Origin of the sequence: Mixta sp. (assembly GCF_024610815.1) — a bacterium.
Taxonomy (GTDB): domain Bacteria; phylum Pseudomonadota; class Gammaproteobacteria; order Enterobacterales; family Enterobacteriaceae; genus Mixta; species Mixta calida.
Map to the genome: position 1 here is coordinate 1 of NZ_JANION010000119.1, position 15,770 is coordinate 15,770.

The 15,770-nt window shown below is 60.2% G+C and carries 15 protein-coding genes and 1 tRNA gene; 11 read left to right on the plus strand and 5 right to left on the minus strand.

The window, feature by feature from the left end; genetic code table 11:
• Window positions 1-45: 45 nt before the first annotated feature.
• Window positions 46-133 (minus strand) — tRNA-Ser (locus MYY08_RS08375).
• A 232-nt stretch (window positions 134-365) separates the two neighbouring features.
• On the opposite strand from MYY08_RS08375, the gene MYY08_RS08380 reads away from it, so the two are divergent.
• From MYY08_RS08380 to MYY08_RS08395, 4 genes are all read left to right on the plus strand, one after another.
• Window positions 366-1,835 carry a peptide MFS transporter gene (locus tag MYY08_RS08380; RefSeq protein WP_288013907.1) on the plus strand — a complete coding sequence of 490 codons (1,470 nt, stop codon included), beginning with the start codon at window positions 366-368 and terminating at the stop codon, window positions 1,833-1,835.
• A gap of 104 nt (window positions 1,836-1,939) precedes the next feature.
• Entirely contained in the window at window positions 1,940-2,881 is a 942-nt protein-coding gene (gene ghrA / locus MYY08_RS08385) for a glyoxylate/hydroxypyruvate reductase GhrA (RefSeq protein WP_038626545.1), read from the plus strand.
• Window positions 2,882-2,933: 52 nt separating this feature from the next.
• Entirely contained in the window at window positions 2,934-3,671 is a 738-nt protein-coding gene (locus MYY08_RS08390) for a phosphatase (protein ID WP_038626543.1), read from the plus strand.
• A 35-nt stretch (window positions 3,672-3,706) separates the two neighbouring features.
• A complete protein-coding gene (locus MYY08_RS08395; RefSeq protein ID WP_084971672.1) occupies window positions 3,707-4,288 on the plus strand; it encodes a TorD/DmsD family molecular chaperone in 582 nt (193 codons plus the stop codon).
• A 3-nt stretch (window positions 4,289-4,291) separates the two neighbouring features.
• On the opposite strand, the gene MYY08_RS08400 is transcribed toward MYY08_RS08395, so the two are convergent.
• Window positions 4,292-5,668 carry a CoA transferase gene (locus MYY08_RS08400; protein ID WP_288013908.1) on the minus strand — a complete coding sequence of 459 codons (1,377 nt, stop codon included), beginning with the start codon at window positions 5,666-5,668 and terminating at the stop codon, window positions 4,292-4,294.
• 59 nt (window positions 5,669-5,727) lie between these two features.
• Window positions 5,728-6,627 carry a DMT family transporter gene (locus MYY08_RS08405; protein WP_084971731.1) on the minus strand — a complete coding sequence of 300 codons (900 nt, stop codon included), beginning with the start codon at window positions 6,625-6,627 and terminating at the stop codon, window positions 5,728-5,730.
• Window positions 6,628-6,841: 214 nt separating this feature from the next.
• Here MYY08_RS08405 and MYY08_RS08410 point away from each other — a divergent pair, with 214 nt between their 5' ends.
• The 5 genes from MYY08_RS08410 to MYY08_RS08430 all read left to right on the plus strand — a co-directional run bounded on the left by MYY08_RS08410 (window position 6,842) and on the right by MYY08_RS08430 (window position 11,188).
• On the plus strand, window positions 6,842-7,555 hold the full coding sequence (locus MYY08_RS08410; protein WP_288013909.1) for a glutamine amidotransferase: 714 nt from the start codon (window positions 6,842-6,844) through the stop codon (window positions 7,553-7,555).
• Between the two features lie 122 nt (window positions 7,556-7,677).
• Window positions 7,678-9,198 carry an acetaldehyde dehydrogenase ExaC gene (gene exaC / locus MYY08_RS08415; RefSeq protein WP_288013910.1) on the plus strand — a complete coding sequence of 507 codons (1,521 nt, stop codon included), beginning with the start codon at window positions 7,678-7,680 and terminating at the stop codon, window positions 9,196-9,198.
• Window positions 9,199-9,328: 130 nt separating this feature from the next.
• On the plus strand, window positions 9,329-9,892 hold the full coding sequence (locus MYY08_RS08420; protein ID WP_288013911.1) for a nucleotidyltransferase family protein: 564 nt from the start codon (window positions 9,329-9,331) through the stop codon (window positions 9,890-9,892).
• A complete protein-coding gene (locus tag MYY08_RS08425; RefSeq protein WP_288013912.1) occupies window positions 9,892-10,878 on the plus strand; it encodes an XdhC family protein in 987 nt (328 codons plus the stop codon). The genes MYY08_RS08420 and MYY08_RS08425 overlap by 1 nt, the downstream gene beginning before the upstream one ends.
• Window positions 10,879-10,984: 106 nt before the next feature.
• The gene (locus MYY08_RS08430; RefSeq protein ID WP_133052094.1) at window positions 10,985-11,188 is read left to right on the plus strand and encodes a hypothetical protein; all 204 of its coding nucleotides are present in this window, start codon (window positions 10,985-10,987) and stop codon (window positions 11,186-11,188) included.
• A gap of 43 nt (window positions 11,189-11,231) precedes the next feature.
• On the opposite strand, the gene MYY08_RS08435 is transcribed toward MYY08_RS08430, so the two are convergent.
• Window positions 11,232-12,725 carry a methyl-accepting chemotaxis protein gene (locus MYY08_RS08435; protein ID WP_288013913.1) on the minus strand — a complete coding sequence of 498 codons (1,494 nt, stop codon included), beginning with the start codon at window positions 12,723-12,725 and terminating at the stop codon, window positions 11,232-11,234.
• A 238-nt stretch (window positions 12,726-12,963) separates the two neighbouring features.
• Window positions 12,964-13,854, minus strand: coding sequence for a LysR family transcriptional regulator (locus MYY08_RS08440; RefSeq protein WP_288013914.1), 891 nt, complete (start codon window positions 13,852-13,854; stop codon window positions 12,964-12,966).
• Between the two features lie 111 nt (window positions 13,855-13,965).
• On the opposite strand from MYY08_RS08440, the gene MYY08_RS08445 reads away from it, so the two are divergent.
• Window positions 13,966-14,718 (plus strand): SDR family NAD(P)-dependent oxidoreductase, encoded by a 753-nt coding sequence (locus tag MYY08_RS08445; RefSeq protein ID WP_288013915.1) that lies wholly within the window; start codon window positions 13,966-13,968, stop codon window positions 14,716-14,718.
• Between the two features lie 210 nt (window positions 14,719-14,928).
• Window positions 14,929-15,495, plus strand: coding sequence for an Ail/Lom family outer membrane beta-barrel protein (locus MYY08_RS08450; RefSeq protein ID WP_038626525.1), 567 nt, complete (start codon window positions 14,929-14,931; stop codon window positions 15,493-15,495).
• Window positions 15,496-15,770 lie beyond the last annotated feature (275 nt).

Genomic DNA, 15,770 nt, shown 5'->3' on the forward strand with positions numbered 1-15,770 from the left:
ATACAAAAAAGCCTGAACGTTCGCTCAGGCTTTCTCGTGAAATAATGGCGGTGAGGGGGGGATTCGAACCCCCGATACGTTGCCGTATACACACTTTCCAGGCGTGCTCCTTCAGCCACTCGGACACCTCACCATATTGTCGTCAACAGGCACACTGCTGACGGGCGCTAATGTAGGGGCTTTACATCGTCGCGTCAATCAACTTTCTTCGTTAAATGATGCGTTTAGTCAGTTTTAAACCACTTCGCCGTGAAAATAACCGAAAAGCAGGCAGAAAACGGTAGAAGCCCGAAATCAGACTGCATAACCCCCGTAAAAGATGCATACTAATGCGCTCTAAATGCTTAAAAATCACTGAGGTCAGCTTGAACAACGTATCGAAAGCGCAACCGCAGGGGAGTCCGGCCGGAGCCGGAGCGCTGTTTTTTATTCAAATCTTCGCAACGCTCGGCTTCGCCATGCTCTATTCCACGCTGGTGCTCTACGCCACTAAACGGCTGGGCTTCAGCGAGGCGCAGGCGAACGCCACCATGGGCGTGTTCGGCGCCTTCAACTATGGCCTGCATCTGTTCGGCGGTTATTTGGGCGGACGCTTCCTCAGCAACCGCAACCTGTTCGTATTGGGTATGGTATTGCAGGTGGCAGGCTGCTGGGTGCTGTCGGGAGAAAGCGCGCAGGGGCTTTACTGGGGGCTGGCGATGTTCCTTACCGGCAGCGGCCTCAACGTCACCTGCATCAATATGATGCTGACGCAGCGCTTCGCGCCGGATGACCAGCGCCGTGAAAGCGCCTTCCTCTGGAACTACGCCGGGATGAACCTGGGCTTCTTTATCGGCTTTACCGGCGCGGGCTACTTCCAGCTGGGCGAGCATTATCAGGCGCTGTTCCTGTTCGCCACCGTTGGCAATGCGCTGGCGATTATCATTAGCCTGCTGCGCTGGAAAATTCTGGCGGATATCGATACGCCGCTACTGCATGCGAATCCGCGCCAGTTCCGCTTGCGGATGCTGGTCGGGCTGGCGGTACTGGTGATCCTGGTGCCGGTTATCCGCGTGATGCTGACTCACGCCGATTTCACCGGCTCCTTCGTGATTGGCCTGGGGGGTCTGATCTTTCTGCTGCTGTGCGTCACCACGCTGCGCCATCGCCCGCGCGACGAGCAGCGCCGCATGACCGCGTATCTGCTGCTGGCGCTCGGCTCGCTGGTCTTCTGGATGCTCTATCAACTGGCGCCGATGGGGCTGATGCTGTTTGTCGAACATAATATCAACCTCAACGTCTGGGGCATGCGCGTGGCGCCGCAGTGGGTGCAGAATATCAACACGCTGGTGATCGTTATCGGCGGGCCGCTGCTGGCCGTGGCCTTTAACCGTCTGCGTCAGCGCGGCTGGCGCATCGATATTCCGCTGCAGTTCGCCAGCTCGCTGTTCTGCATCGGGCTGGGAATGCTGGTACTGCCGCTCGGCATTATGCTGGCAGGCGGCGACGGCATGGTGGCGTTTAAATGGATCTTCTTCAGCTACCTGCTGCAAAGCATTGGCGAGCTGCTGATTTCGCCGATCGGCTACGCGATGATCGGCAAGCTGGCGCCGACCCGCTATCAGGGCATCATGATGGGCTGCTGGATGATGGTGACCGGCGTAGCGTCAGTGCTGGCGGGCTACGTCTCGGCGCTGATGCCGGAAAACAGCGGCAGCAGCGCCGTGCTGACCAACCCTGGCTACAGCCACATCTTTAGTCTGTTGGGCTGGGGCGCCGCCGCCGTCGGCCTGGTGATGCTCTGCCTGATGCCGCTGCTGCGCAGACTGATCCAGCCTGTCGCGCCGTCGGCATAACCGCCACCGGGCTTGCGTCGCCCGACGCAAGCCCGATCATTTTTTACTTGCCAGCGCCTCCGTTTTCCCTGAGCCTTGGGGAAAAATAACGATAAGGAGGCATTATGGACATCATCTTCTGGCATCCTACCTTTAACCCGGAAAAGTGGCGACAGGGGCTGAAACAGCGTCTGCCGCAGGCGCGTTTGCGTCCCTGGCAGCCGGACGATAAGGCGCATGCCGACTATGCGCTGGTGCGCAGCGCGCCGGTGGAGATGCTGCGCGGTCGCGGCGGTCTGAAAGCGATCTTCGCCATCGGCGCAGGCGTCGATGATATTTTGGGACAGCTGCAACATCATCCCGATATGATCGATCCCGCCGTGCCGCTGTTTCGCCTGGAAGATACCGGCATGGGGTTGCAGATGCAGGAGTACGCCGTGCATACCCTGTTGGGCTGGTTCCGTCGTTTCGACGACTACCGGCGTCAGCAACAGCAGGCGCTCTGGCAGCCGCTGCCCAACTACCGTCGTGAAAACTTTACCGTCGGCATTCTCGGCGCGGGCGTGCTGGGGCTGAGCGTGGCGGAAAGCCTGAAGCCCTGGGGATTCCCGCTGCGCTGCTGGAGCCGCTCGCCGAAACAGCTGAATGGGATTGAAAGCTTCCACGGCGAGGCGCAGCTGAATGATTTTCTCTCCGGCACCCAGGTGCTGATCAACCTGTTGCCGAACACGCCGCAAACCGTCGGTATCATTAATCGCCAGCTGCTCGATCGCCTGAATGACGGCGCGTTTGTGATGAACCTGGCGCGCGGCGCGCATGTCGTGGAGGACGATCTGCTGGCGGCGCTGAACAGCGAAAAAATCAAGGGCGCGGCGCTGGATGTTTTCGTCAACGAACCGCTTACGCCCGATCATCCGTTCTGGCATCATCCGCGCGTCACGTTAACCCCGCATAATGCCGCCGTCACCCTGCAAAGCGAAGCGATGGACTATATCGCCGACGCGATCCGCCAACTTGAGGCGGGCCAGCAGCCGGAAGGACGCGTCGATTTAACGCGCGGCTATTAACTGTCACTACGGCAGCGCGCCTGCCGTCTCTTTTTAAAGGAGAAAAAGCTGAATGTATCCTGTTGATCTACATATGCATACCGTCGCCAGCACCCACGCCTACAGTACGCTGCATGACTATATCGCCGCCGCGAAGCAAAACGGCATCAAACTGTTCGCTATCACCGATCACGGCCCTGATATGGCCGATGCGCCGCACTACTGGCACTTTATCAATATGCACGTCTGGCCGCGCGTGGTGGATGGCATCGGCATTTTGCGCGGCATCGAAGCGAATATTAAAAATAACGAGGGCGAAATCGACTGCACTGGCCGTATGCTTGACGCGATGGATCTGGTGGTGGCGGGCTTTCACGAGCCCGTTTACGCGCCGCGCGATAAGGCGTCGCACACCGAGGCGATGATCGCCACGATGGCCAGCGGCAACGTGCATATTATCTCTCATCCCGGCAATCCGAAGTTCCCGGTCGATATTCCGGCCATTGCCGCCGCCGCGGCGGAATATAATGTGGCGCTGGAGATCAACAACTCCTCCTTTACCCATTCGCGTCCCGGCAGCGAACCTAACTGCCGCGCCATCGCCGAAGCGGTACGCGACGCTGGCGGCCTGCTGGCGTTCGGCTCCGATTCCCATACCGCTTTTACCCTGGGGAACTTCGAACATTGCCTGCGCATTACGCGCGAGGTGGATTTTCCTGAGGATCGCGTGTTAAATGTCACGCCGCGCCGCCTGCTCGATTTTCTTGAAATGCGGGGCGGGAAGCCTCTCGACGCCTTTGCTGATTTTTAACGGCGGCGTTATCACCTCTGAACGGACTGAAAGTAATGAATGAGTTTTCCATCATCTGCCGCGTAATCGGCTCGCTGTTTAATCGCCAGCCGCAGGACCCGCTGCTGGAGCCGCTGTTCACCCTGATCCGCGAAGGCAAGCTGCAACAGCACTGGCCGCTGGAGCAGGATGAGCTGCTGGCGCGCCTGCGTCAGCACTGCGATCCGCAGACGCTGGCGGCCGATTACAATGCGCTGTTCGTCGGGAGTGAATGCAAAGTGCCGCCGTACGGATCGCAGTGGAAAGAGGGGCCGACAGAGGCGGAGGCGCGCAGCTTTTTACAGCAGCGCGGCATGCCGTTGACGGACGCGCCCGCCGACAGCTTCGGCGCGCTGCTGCTGGCGGCCTCCTGGCTGGAAGACCAGGCGCAGGAAGATGAGATCCAGGCGCAGATTGCGCTGTTCGATCAGCTGCTGCTGCCTTGGTGCGGCGCATTCCTCGGCAAGGTAGAGGCGCACGCCGCCAGCGGTTTTTACCGCACGCTGGCGGCAATCAGCCGCGAAGCGTTACAGGCGATGCGCGAAGAGCTGGCCGAAGCGGAAGAGGATCACGAGGCGGACGCGGACGACGAAGCGTAAACCTCAGGGCGTCAGCCAGATCGGTTCGGCTGCGCCCAGCGGTCCGCCCGCCCGCGACCAGAGCAGCGGCGTGCCGGGCAGCCAGAACGGCGGTTTCAGGCGATAGCCGAGGCCGAGCGGGGTCAGCTCCAGCGTATCGCGCTCATCATAAGGCAACGACGGAGCGAGACCGGCGGCCGCCATGCCCGCCGGATAAGGATGCGAGGTCAGCAAATGCGCGGTGCGCGCCAGCGACAAACGCGCCCTCACGCCGGTGCCATGGGTGACGCGCTGGCGCATCCCTTCCAGCGCCGCGGCGGCCATCAGATAACCGGTGGCGTGATCCAGCGCCTGTACCGGCAGCGGCTGCGGCGTGTCGGCGCCGCGCCAGCGCCGTCCGGCGTCGGCGATGCCGCACGCCATCTGTACCAGGCTGTCGAAACCGCGCCGGTTACGCCACGGGCCGCTCCAGCCCCAGGCGTTCAGGCTAACGTCGATCAGGCCTGGCGCAAGCTGTTGTAAGCGCGCGCTGTCATAGCCCAGCGCCTCCAGCGCGTCGGCGCGATAGCCATGCACCAACACATCCGTCTGCATTAACAGCCGTTCAAACTGCTGGCGGCCCGCGTCGCTTTTCAGATCGAGACGCGCGCAGCGTTTGCCCAGCATCATCTCTTCTTCCAGCGTGGGTTCTTCCCAGTCGGGCGGATCGAGGCGCAGCACCTCGGCGCCCAGTCCGGCAAGAAACCGCGTCGCCACCGGCCCGGCAATAACGCGCGTTAAATCGAGAACCCGCACGCCGTGAAGCGGGCGAGCGATGGGCAGGGCCCAGGCGGGCGGCGCGCTTTCCGCCTGCGATTGCCAGGCGATCAGTGGCTCCTGCGCCACGCTTTGGCCCTGCGGATGCTGTCGCCACGCCTCAAGGCTGCGCATCTCTGCGGCACAGCCGCCCGCATCGACAATCGCCTGTTCCAGCGTCTGCTTTTGCCAGCCCGCCACAATCCGCGCCAGCGCCGCGCGGTCGGGCTGTTTGCCCAATACGCGCTCCATCGACTGGCGATGGTGCGGCGCATTGGTATGCAGACGGATCCAGCCATCGGCGGTTTGGTAGTCGCCAGCGAAGGCATCCCAGGCGGGCGGCAGCGGACGATTGATCGGACGAAAGCTGTGCTGAAACCAGCGCGAGGCGAGATGCGCATCCAGCCGCGGTTTTGCCGGATTGCCGGTCAGCGCCGCCGCTGCCTGCGCAGCCAGCGCGATGCTGGCGGCGGCCAGCTCGCTGACCGGATAAACGGAACAAAAGGCGTCATGCCCCTGCCAGACGATCTGAGGAACCGGCGTGTGCTCATCGCGTAAACCGTGCCAGAGCTGCTGCCAGAGTCGTGCCGCCAGATTGGTATCCATCTTCTTCTCCCTCGCTACGTTGCTCTTTCACCTTAGCAAGGGATGGCCTTTTTTTCCTGTTACGGACGGGGCGGCCGCCGCAGCGGAAAACGTGGGAAGCGGGCGTGCATGCGCAGGTTGCGGATATTGATCACCGCAACGGCGGTGCCGAAGATAACCAGTAGCGAACCGGCAATCTTAAACAGATTCATGCTGTCGCCCAGCACCAGTACGCCCATAATCACCGCCAGCACCGGCGTCAGCAGCGAGTAGGGCATAATCAGGTTGACGTTATATTTCCGCAGCAGTGCATACCACAGGGAATAGGCGACAACGGAAGAGGCGATGGCGCTGTAGAGGATGCCGAACCAGCCGCGCCAGGAAGCGTGCAGCAGCGCGTCGATCTGGTGCGATTCAGTCAGCCAGGAGGTGGCGCCCACGATCGGGATCGCCAGAAAAGAGAGCCAGCCGGTCATGGCGAGCGGCTTAATCGGCGGCGCCTTTTTCACAATCAGGTTGCTGATCGCCCAGCCGACGGCACTGGTTAACAGCAGCGCCAGCACCCACCAGCTGGGAATGGTCGGGCTGCCGGTCAGCACCGCGACGCCGCTCAGCGAGATGGCGATGCCGAACAGCTGAATAAAGGAGAGCGACTCTTTCAGAATCACCCACGCCAGCAGCATGGCGATCGGCGTGCCCAGCTGCACCACCACCGCGCCGGTACCGGCATCGGTGTAGCGAATGCCGACGAACAGCAGCGAAAAGTGCATAAAGCCGAAGGTAAAGGCGAGCGCCGCCAGCCAGGGCAGCTGAGCGCGCGTGACGCGGTTAAAGGGCACCAGCACCAGCGCCACGACGACAAACCGCATGCAGGTCATAAACAGCGGCGGCAGATCGAGCAGTCCCCATTTAATGGCGACGTTATTAAACGCCCAAATCGATACAACCATCAATACCAGAAAAAAATGACGCAGCGCCACGTATCTATCCTTTATTGTCTGCCGTAATCCATTAATTATCATGACAGGTATTAGCCAGCAGACAAGCGCCGCAGCGGTGGTTTTGTGCAGGCGGCGCGGCGCGCGCCTTATCCCGTAGCCGCAGTTAAGTCTCAGAAAAAGTTATGAGACAGCGTAAAACAGAGATGCAATACTTTGCAGCCGATACGCCTCTTTCACAGAAAAAGGATTCGGTATGACCGCTTCGCAGTTGCCTTTAGCGTTAATTCAGCTGGATATTCCTCCCGTCCCGGTGCGCGACCGCATCGGCGAACAGGCGCGTTGGTTTATTGATGCGTTGCGCCTGACGCCGCACGATTATGTGATCTGTCGTCCCGATCTGGGCGAGTCGCTGCCCGATTTCAACGCCGTCAGCGGCGCAATCCTCAGTGGCTCCTGGGCGATGGTCACCGACCATGCCGAATGGAGCGAGCGCACCGCCGCCTGGGTGCGTGCGGCGACAGAGCAGTCGCTGCCGCTGCTGGGCGTCTGCTACGGCCATCAGCTGATGGCCTATGCCCTCGGCGGCGAAGTGGGCGATAACCCGTACGGCTGGGAGCGGGGCGCGCTGCCGGTCTCGCTGCTGGCGGGCGCGCAGGCCGATCCGCTGTTGCAGGCGCTGCCCGCCACCTTCGCCGCCTGGCTTTCCCATCGTCAGACGGTGCTGACGCCGCCGCCCGGCGCGCGCGTGCTGGCGCGTTCCGCCGCCGACGACTGCCAGATTGTGCGCTATAGCCCGCAGGCGCTGTCGGTGCAGTTTCATCCCGAATTTGACGCGCGCATCATGCAGGCTTGCCTGGGCGTCGGGAGCGACTTCGATCCTGAGGCGCAGCCTGCTACCGACAGCGCGCGGCTGATTTTGCAGCGCTTCTGGCGCAGCCTGAACCAGCGGGAACAGATCAGCGCCTGACGCTGAATCTTTCCGTCGCGCTCACACTTTTATCCTGTGGCGACTGACAAAGTCGTATGTCTCGGTCATGTTAATAAATGGTTATTCATTTGTTAGCTACTTATCGCCACGGGAGAATGTGTATGCGTTACGCCTGGCCTGGATATCAAGATTCGCTGATTGCGCTGCAACAGCGCTACGGCAACTACATCAACGGCGAGTTTGTGCCGCCGGTTGAGGGGCAATATTTTACCAACACCTCGCCGGTGGACGGCTCGGTGATCGGCGAGTTCCCACGATCCGGCCAGCAGGATATCGAGCTGGCGCTGGACGCCGCTCACGCCGCCGCCGAACGCTGGGGCAAAACCTCAGTGCAGGCGCGTTCCCGGCTGCTGCTGAAAATCGCCGACCGCCTGGAGCTGAATCTGGAGCGGATGGCAGTCAACGAAACCTGGGATAACGGCAAGCCGGTGCGTGAAACGCTGGCGGCCGATCTGCCGTTAGCCGTCGACCACTTCCGCTATTTCGCCGGCTGCATTCGCGCGCAGGAAGGTACGGCGGCGGAGATCGACGAACATACCGCCGCGTACCATATTCATGAGCCGCTCGGCGTGGTGGGGCAGATTATCCCGTGGAACTTCCCGCTGCTGATGGCGGCCTGGAAGCTGGCGCCCGCGCTGGCGGCGGGCAACTGCGTGGTGCTGAAGCCGGCGGAACAGACGCCGCTGTCGATTACGCTGTTTGCCGAACTGATGGGCGATATTCTTCCGCCGGGCGTGCTGAACGTGGTGCACGGCTATGGCCGTGAGGCGGGCGAAGCGCTGGCGGGCAATCCGCGCATCGCCAAAATCGCCTTTACCGGGTCTACCGCCACCGGTACCCATATTCTTGAGCTGGCGGCGAAAAACCTGATCCCGTCCACCGTCGAGCTGGGCGGCAAATCCCCCAACATCTTCTTCGAAGATATTATGCAGGCGGAACCCGCCTTTATTGAAAAAGCGGCGGAAGGGGTGGTGCTGGGCTTCCTCAACCAGGGCGAGGTTTGCACCTGTCCGTCACGCGCGCTGATTCAGGAGTCAATTTACGAACCCTTTATCGCCGCGGTAATGGCGCGTATTAAAACCATCCGGCGCGGCGACCCGCTTGACACCGACACCATGGTGGGCGCGCAGGCGTCGCAGCAGCAGTTCGACAAAATCCTCTCTTACCTGGAAATCGCGCAGAAAGAGGGCGCGGAAATCCTGACAGGCGGCGGCGTCGAACAGACCGAGGGCCAGCTGAAAAGCGGTTATTATATACAGCCGACGCTGCTCAAGGGCCGTAACGATATGCGCGTCTTCCAGGAGGAGATTTTCGGCCCGGTGATCGGCATCACCACCTTTAAAGATGAGGCGGAAGCGATCTCTATCGCCAACGATTCGATCTACGGCCTCGGCGCGGGCGTCTGGACGCGCGATATCAATCGCGCCTGGCGCGTAGGCCGGGCGATCAAGGCGGGGCGCGTCTGGACCAACTGCTATCATCTCTATCCGGCGCACGCCGCGTTCGGCGGCTACAAGAAATCGGGGATCGGCCGCGAGACCCATAAAATGATGCTGGATCATTATCAGCAGACGAAAAACCTGCTGGTCAGCTACAGCATCGATCCGCTGGGTTTCTTCTGAAACCGCTGAGCAGTCAGTGAGACGGGGCGATAAGCGCCCCGTTTTTTTATTTCTTTCTCCCGCCTTGCCTGGCGCTGCACGCCGGGCGTTCTATGCTTAGCGTTCAGATACCGTAACGGGAGCGGCAGCGATGACCGTGGGAATTTTGCTGCTGGCGGCAGGAGAAAGCGCGCGTTATCGCGCCGCCTGCGGTCGGCATAAACTGCTGGAGTCGATAGAGGGCGAGACGATGCTGGCGCGTTGCTACCGCATCGCCCGGCAAAGCGATCTGCCGGTCGCGGTGGTGCTACGGCCGGAGCCGCTGGCGCTGCGGCGTTGTCTCGGCGGCGCGCGTCAAATCGTGCTCGCCAGCGACGGCATCGGCAGCTCTATCGCCGCTGGCGTACGCGCCACCGCGCACTGGGACGGCTGGCTGATTATGCTGGCGGATATGCCCTGGCTACAGCCGACAACGCTGCGCCAGGTGGCGCAGGCATTAACGCTTCATGCGCAGGCGCGCGCCTGCTGGCGCGGGCAGCCGGGTCATCCGGTGGGCTTCAGCCGCGCCAGCTATGCGCAGCTGACGATGCTGGAGGGCGAAACGGCGGCGCGCGAGTTGCTGATGCGGCAGGGCGTCCATCTGCTGGCGACGGATGATGCGGGCGCGGTGCGCGATATCGATCTGCCGTCAATGTGGTCAAACGGAGAAACCTGATGCAGTCACTGGATCAGCAGGTTATCGCCTGCGCGCTGAAATGGCACCGGCAGGGGGACGACATCTGGCTCTGCACCGTGCTGCATAGCTGGGGCTCTGCGCCGCGCGCGCCTGGCGCGATGCTGGTGGCGAATCAGCAAGGGGAATTCTGCGGATCGCTGTCCGGCGGCTGCATTGAGGATGATTTTCTGGCGCGTCTGCAACAGGGCGCGTTTATACGCGACAGCCAGCTGGCACGCTACGGCGAAGGCGGGCTGGATGCGCAGGTTCGCCTGCCGTGCGGCGGCGTGCTGGAGGTGCTGATCGAACATCTGCCCGCTGACGCGGCGACGCTGACGCACCTTACGCTGCTGCATCGGGCGCTGGAAGGGGGCGATCGTCTGATCAAGCAGGTGATTATCGGTCAGACCGCGCGGCTGGAAACGGCCCGCGGCGACGCGCTGCACACGCTGCATTACGACTGCGACAGCGTATCGTTGCCGATCGGCAGCGTGCCGACGCTGCTGCTGGCAGGCTATTCCACCGTGGCGGGCGAATGCCTGCGGCTGGCGCTGATGCTGGGCATGCAGGTTATCGTCTGCGAACACCGCGAGACCTTCTGGCGGCAGCTGCAGGAGAATCATCCTGAACAGCCAGCGCTGCGCTGCATCAATCAGCATCCGGCGCGCTATCTGGAACTGCACGGCGCCAGCGCGCAGACGGCGGTGATCTGCGCCACGCACGATCCGCGCGTTGACGATCTCGCTCTGCTGGAAGCGGTAAACACTCCGGCCTTTTATCTCGGCGCGATGGGATCGGCCAGCAACAGCCAGCAGCGTCTGGCGCGGCTGCGACGCATCGGCGAGCTGGATGAGGGCAGCCTGCGGCGCATTCACGCGCCGGTCGGGCTGCCGATCGGCAGCAAAACCCCGACGGAGATTGCGCTGGCGATCATGGCGGATATCGTGCGGGTCCGAAACGGACGTCCCTTGCTGGCAACGGCGTAATGCGCCAATGCGGAAAAAACGCAAAAAAGCGGCGGTTTATCTCAGGATCTGGCGCAGCGGCCCGATATTACTATGATTAATAAGGATGCCCTTTCACCGGAGGATAATGATGTCATTTAGCCGCAGCCTGCCCGACGAACGTGATGAAACGCTGGACGCTCTGGAAGAGAGCCTGATTGCGGTGAATTTGCCGGGACGGCAACCGCTGTATCTGAGCGACAGGGAGCGCGCGCCCGCCATAATGAGCGACCACTACGGCGCGCTGCGCGATCCGCTGTATGAATCTGACGAACGCGTTATCTGGCGATAAGGGGTAACGGCTTCAGCGGCGCGTTTGCGCCGCTGTCTTATCGTCAGACGTGCGCGGTTTTAAAAATCGCTACGCTGCGGGTGAGGTGAGAAGCCTGATCTTCCAGCGATGCGGCGGCGGCGGCGGCCTGTTCAACCAGTGCGGCGTTCTGCTGCGTCACTTCATCCATCTGCGCGACCGCCAGGCCCACATGCTCAATGCCGTTTGCCTGTTCATCAGAGGCCGTGGAGATCTCATTCATGATCTCCGACACGCGCTGAATCGAGGTCACGATATCTTTCATCGTGGAGCCGGCATCGGCCACCAGACCGGTGCCCTCCGTCACGCGCTCGGTTGACTGATGGATCAGCCCTTTAATCTCTTTCGCCGCCGTGGCGCTGCGCTGCGCCAGCGCGCGCACTTCGCTGGCGACTACCGCGAAACCGCGACCCTGTTCGCCCGCCCGCGCCGCTTCCACCGCCGCGTTCAGCGCCAGGATATTGGTCTGGAAAGCGATGCCTTCGATTGTGCCGATAATATCGACGATATGCTGCGAGCTTTCCGCAATCGCCGACATGGTGGTAACCACCTGGCCGACCACATCGCCGCCGCGCAGCGCAACCTGCGACGCGTCGCTGGCCAGCGAGCTGGCGTGCTGGGCGTTTGAGGTGTTCTGGCGCACGGTAGCGGTAAGCTGCTCCATGCTGGCGGAGGTATCTTCCAGCGATGCCGCCTGCTGCTCGGTGCGGCTGGAGAGATCGATGTTGCCGGTAGCCACTTCTTTCGCGGCGTTATCGATCGAGGAGGCCGCATTCTGGATATCGGAGACCACGCGGGTGAGCTGAGCCTGCATTGTCGCCAGCGCCTCGATCAGCACGCCGGTTTCATCACGGGAGTTCGCCACCAGACGGGTGGTTAAATCGCCGGTGGCGATGGCCTGTGCCGCCAACACCGCGCGTTGCAGCGGCGCGGTAATAGCGCGCGTCAGCAGGTAGCCCAGAGTGATGGCAATCGCCAGACCGAGCAGGGAACCCAGAATCAGGGTGAGGGTGGTTTGCGACGTGGTTGAGGCGACGGCTTCCTGACGCTTCGCCAGCAGACCCTGCTCCTCGCCCGCCATTTCGCCGATAATCGCCCGCATGCCATCCATCTGCGTTTTGCCGGTGTTGGCTTCAAATTCGCTGATAAAGAGATCATGCGGCATCGTTCCGGCCGTGACCGCGCGACGATTTTCTATCAGACGCGCGGCGAAATCCTGTGTCCAGTTCTGCTGCTGCTGAAGCAGACGCGCCAGGCGATCCTGTTGCACTGGGTTATCCGAGGTCAGCTGTTTCGCTTTCTCCAGATGCTCCATAAACGCTTTCTGTCCCAGCGTGAAAGGCTGGAGCATATCTTCCTTACCGTTGAGCGCGTAACCACGCAGGCCCGTTTCCATATTGACCAGGCTTTCCACCAGACCGCGACTTTCGTCGATCACCTGATAAGTGTGCACATTCCAGTCATTTGCTTTCACGATACGTGAAAAATTGCCATAGAAAGTGGCGCAGATAATCAGCATGACTGCAATGACCGCACCGAAAGCGAGGATGAACTTTCGCCGTATAGTGAATTACCTGCATGTTGTATGTGGATCCCGTTATCTATCCAGGGAACGCCTGGATATCGGCGTTGGCAGGCAAATCTTTAGCTCAGCACGTGTAAGCCATTGTGAATGGCGCAGAAGCGAGGCGGCTTCGGTTTCGTCGCTGCTTTCCGTAGGCGGCGGGCGTGACGACGAGGGGGCGGAATGAGGCTGGCTAGATACGCGGAAAGGTGGCTGCCAGATGATCGATAAACGCCCGTACCGCGGGCGGCAGGCCCCGGCGCGTGGTAAAAACCAGATGCACGATCCCGGCCTGTCCGCGCCAGGGACGAAAAACCTGCACCAGCTCGCCGCTGTTCAGCTGGGCGGCGCAGCTGTGGTCCGGCAGCAGGGCGATGCCTAAGCCACTGACTGCCGCCGCGCGCACCGCCAGAAAATCCCCACAGCTCATGCGCGGCTCGTGTTTGATCAGGCGGCGCTCCCCCTGATGGTTTTCCAGCGGCCAGGTCAACTCGCCCGGCTCATCGCTGGTGCCAAGCGTGGGCCATTGATTCAGCGTATCGATATCATCGCTCAGACGCGCGGCAAGCGTCGGGCTGGCGACCAGAATGCGATGCGACACGCCGAGCGTGCGCATGATCAGATCGGCGTCGCTGGTCAGCTCCGTGCGCACCCGCAGGGCGATATCGATACGCTCGTGAATCAAATCCACCGGGCGATCGAGGGCGATGATTTGCAGCTTAACGTACGGGTAGCGCGTCAGAAACGCAGGCAGGTGAGGTTGAATCACCTCCACCAGGCCGGTCGGACAGCTGAAGCGCACGCGGCCATGCGGCTCGGCCTTCGCTTCCGCCACGACTGCCTCCGCCTGTTCCGCGTCCAGCAGCAGAATGCGGCAGCGCTCATAGAACGCCTCTCCCACCTCCGTCATCCGAAAGCGTCGGCTGGTGCGTTCGATCAACCGCATCCCCAGACGTTCTTCCAGCGCGAAAATACGGCGGCTGAGGCGTGATTTCGGTACGCCCAGCGCCCGGCTCGCCGCAGCAAAGCCGCCATGAGAAATCACCTGCGCAAACCAGTAGTAATCGTTAAAATCTGCCCGCACTGTCGTTCTCCTTATAGAACGCTGCATCTTAATTTTGCCGTCTGTTGCCCTCATCGTTGCACATATATGCTTTTCTTCAAGACGAAGGGTCGTCCTTACAGGAGAAAAATCATGAACGGCACATTCAGCAATAAAGTGGTTATCGTTACCGGCGGCACCAGCGGCATCGGCCTGGCGACGGCAAAGGCGTTTGCGCAGCAGGGCGCAGCAGTGTTTATTACCGGCCGCCGTCAGGAGGCGCTTGACGCCGCCGTGCGCGAGATTGGCGGACAGGTGACCGGCGTGCGCGCCGATATGAGTCGTCTGGAGGATATCGACCGCCTGTATGACGCGGTGCAGCAGCGGCATAGCCATATCGATGTGGTTTTCGCCAACGCCGGCGGCGGCGATTTCTCGCCGCTGGGCGCCATCAGCGAGGCACATTTTGACAGCGCTTTTAACACTAACGTCAAAGGCGTGCTGTTTACCGTGCAAAAAGCGCTGCCGCTGCTGCGCGACGGCGGATCGGTGGTGCTGACCGCCTCCACCACCAGCATTTCCGGCACGCCCGCCTTTAGCGTGTATTCCGCTACCAAGGCGGCGGTGCGCAGCTTTGCCCGTAACTGGATACTGGACCTGAAAGATCGTCATATTCGCGTTAATGTCGTCAGCCCCGGCGTGACTGAAACGGCCGGACTGAATGGGCTGTTCGGCAGCGGCGAGGAGGCAGAGGCGTTTAAGTCTTCTCTTATCAGCCAGATACCGTCGGGCCGGGTAGGGCAGCCGAAGGAGATCGCCAACGCGGTGCTGTTCCTGGCATCTGAAGAGGCGAGCTTCATTAACGGCGTCGAACTGTTTGTCGACGGCGGCATGACGCAGATCTAACCTGCGTTAGAGAAAAGCAGGAGTGAGCAAGTAAAAATCACAGCAATATTAAGATAAATTTACTTTAATCCCGGGAGTCCCTCTTTTATTATCAACGGGCTTGTTACCTTTATTAATAACAGGCTTGTTACCCTGCGCGTCAAATAATGGCGCGCAGGGTAATGTCCTTCCAGAAAAAAATTAATTCATCTCTTAAAAGGATTTTGAGTCATGAAGAAAACCACGCTGTTCGTTCTGTTATCGTCGTTGTTGACAAGTGGCGCCGCACTGGCCTCGCATCACTCTTTTTCTGTTGGGTACGCGCAGAGTAAAGTGGAAGACTTTAAGCGTATCGGTGGCCTGAACCTGCAATATCGCTATGAGTCTGTTCTTCCGGTCAGCCTGATCGCCGCTTTTAGCTGGCAGGAAGGCAGCGACAACATCGGGAATGGCAGCGGCTCGTTTGACGTTATAAATAAGCGCAGCGAAATCGATATAAAATATTACTCCCTGCTGGCGGGACCGGCTTACCGTATTAACAGCCTGATCTCACTTTATGCGGTCGGTGGTTTCGCGCGAACAAAGGCGACGGGTAATACGCAGCGACAGATGAATAACAACAGCATTAAACGACGTGCTCTTTACGGACGCGAAACGTCGTTTGCTTATGGCGCAGGGATTATTATTAATCCACGCGATTATTTAACCGTTAACCTGGGGTATGAAGGAACTCGTATCAATATGGCTGACGATCATCGCATCAATGGTTTTAATATCGGCGTGGGGTATCGTTTTTAAGTAGCCTGTAGTAAATTTCTAAAAAACAAAGGCGGCCCTATGCGGTCGCCTTTGTTTTTTATTCAGGTGATAAGCATATGGATAACAGTCGTTTCGTATAAAAATTCCAGTTGCGCTATTCAGGGTTCGGTGTGGAACTATCAAAGACGTCAAGAAAAGCATTAACTTTAATTTGAGATAACGGGTTGACAGATAATAACGAGGCAGACCGCCATCCTAAAAGGCATGGCTGAAAAAAGTGAGTTAAATAAAAACACTGGCGCATGAATAAGGTC

Bases quoted from the DNA above. Each gene is read 5' to 3' on its own strand.
- MYY08_RS08395 (WP_084971672.1), top strand. From the start codon at position 3,707: ATGAATGAGTTTTCCATCATCTGCCGCGTAATCGGCTCGCTGTTTAAT.
- ghrA (WP_038626545.1), top strand. From the start codon at position 1,940: ATGGACATCATCTTCTGGCATCCTACCTTTAACCCGGAAAAGTGGCGA.
- MYY08_RS08435 (WP_288013913.1), bottom strand. From the start codon at position 12,725: ATGCTGATTATCTGCGCCACTTTCTATGGCAATTTTTCACGTATCGTG.
- MYY08_RS08425 (WP_288013912.1), top strand. From the start codon at position 9,892: ATGCAGTCACTGGATCAGCAGGTTATCGCCTGCGCGCTGAAATGGCAC.
- MYY08_RS08390 (WP_038626543.1), top strand. From the start codon at position 2,934: ATGTATCCTGTTGATCTACATATGCATACCGTCGCCAGCACCCACGCC.
- MYY08_RS08450 (WP_038626525.1), top strand. From the start codon at position 14,929: ATGAAGAAAACCACGCTGTTCGTTCTGTTATCGTCGTTGTTGACAAGT.
- MYY08_RS08410 (WP_288013909.1), top strand. From the start codon at position 6,842: ATGACCGCTTCGCAGTTGCCTTTAGCGTTAATTCAGCTGGATATTCCT.
- MYY08_RS08445 (WP_288013915.1), top strand. From the start codon at position 13,966: ATGAACGGCACATTCAGCAATAAAGTGGTTATCGTTACCGGCGGCACC.
- MYY08_RS08430 (WP_133052094.1), top strand. From the start codon at position 10,985: ATGATGTCATTTAGCCGCAGCCTGCCCGACGAACGTGATGAAACGCTG.
- exaC (WP_288013910.1), top strand. From the start codon at position 7,678: ATGCGTTACGCCTGGCCTGGATATCAAGATTCGCTGATTGCGCTGCAA.
- MYY08_RS08400 (WP_288013908.1), bottom strand. From the start codon at position 5,668: ATGGATACCAATCTGGCGGCACGACTCTGGCAGCAGCTCTGGCACGGT.
- MYY08_RS08420 (WP_288013911.1), top strand. From the start codon at position 9,329: ATGACCGTGGGAATTTTGCTGCTGGCGGCAGGAGAAAGCGCGCGTTAT.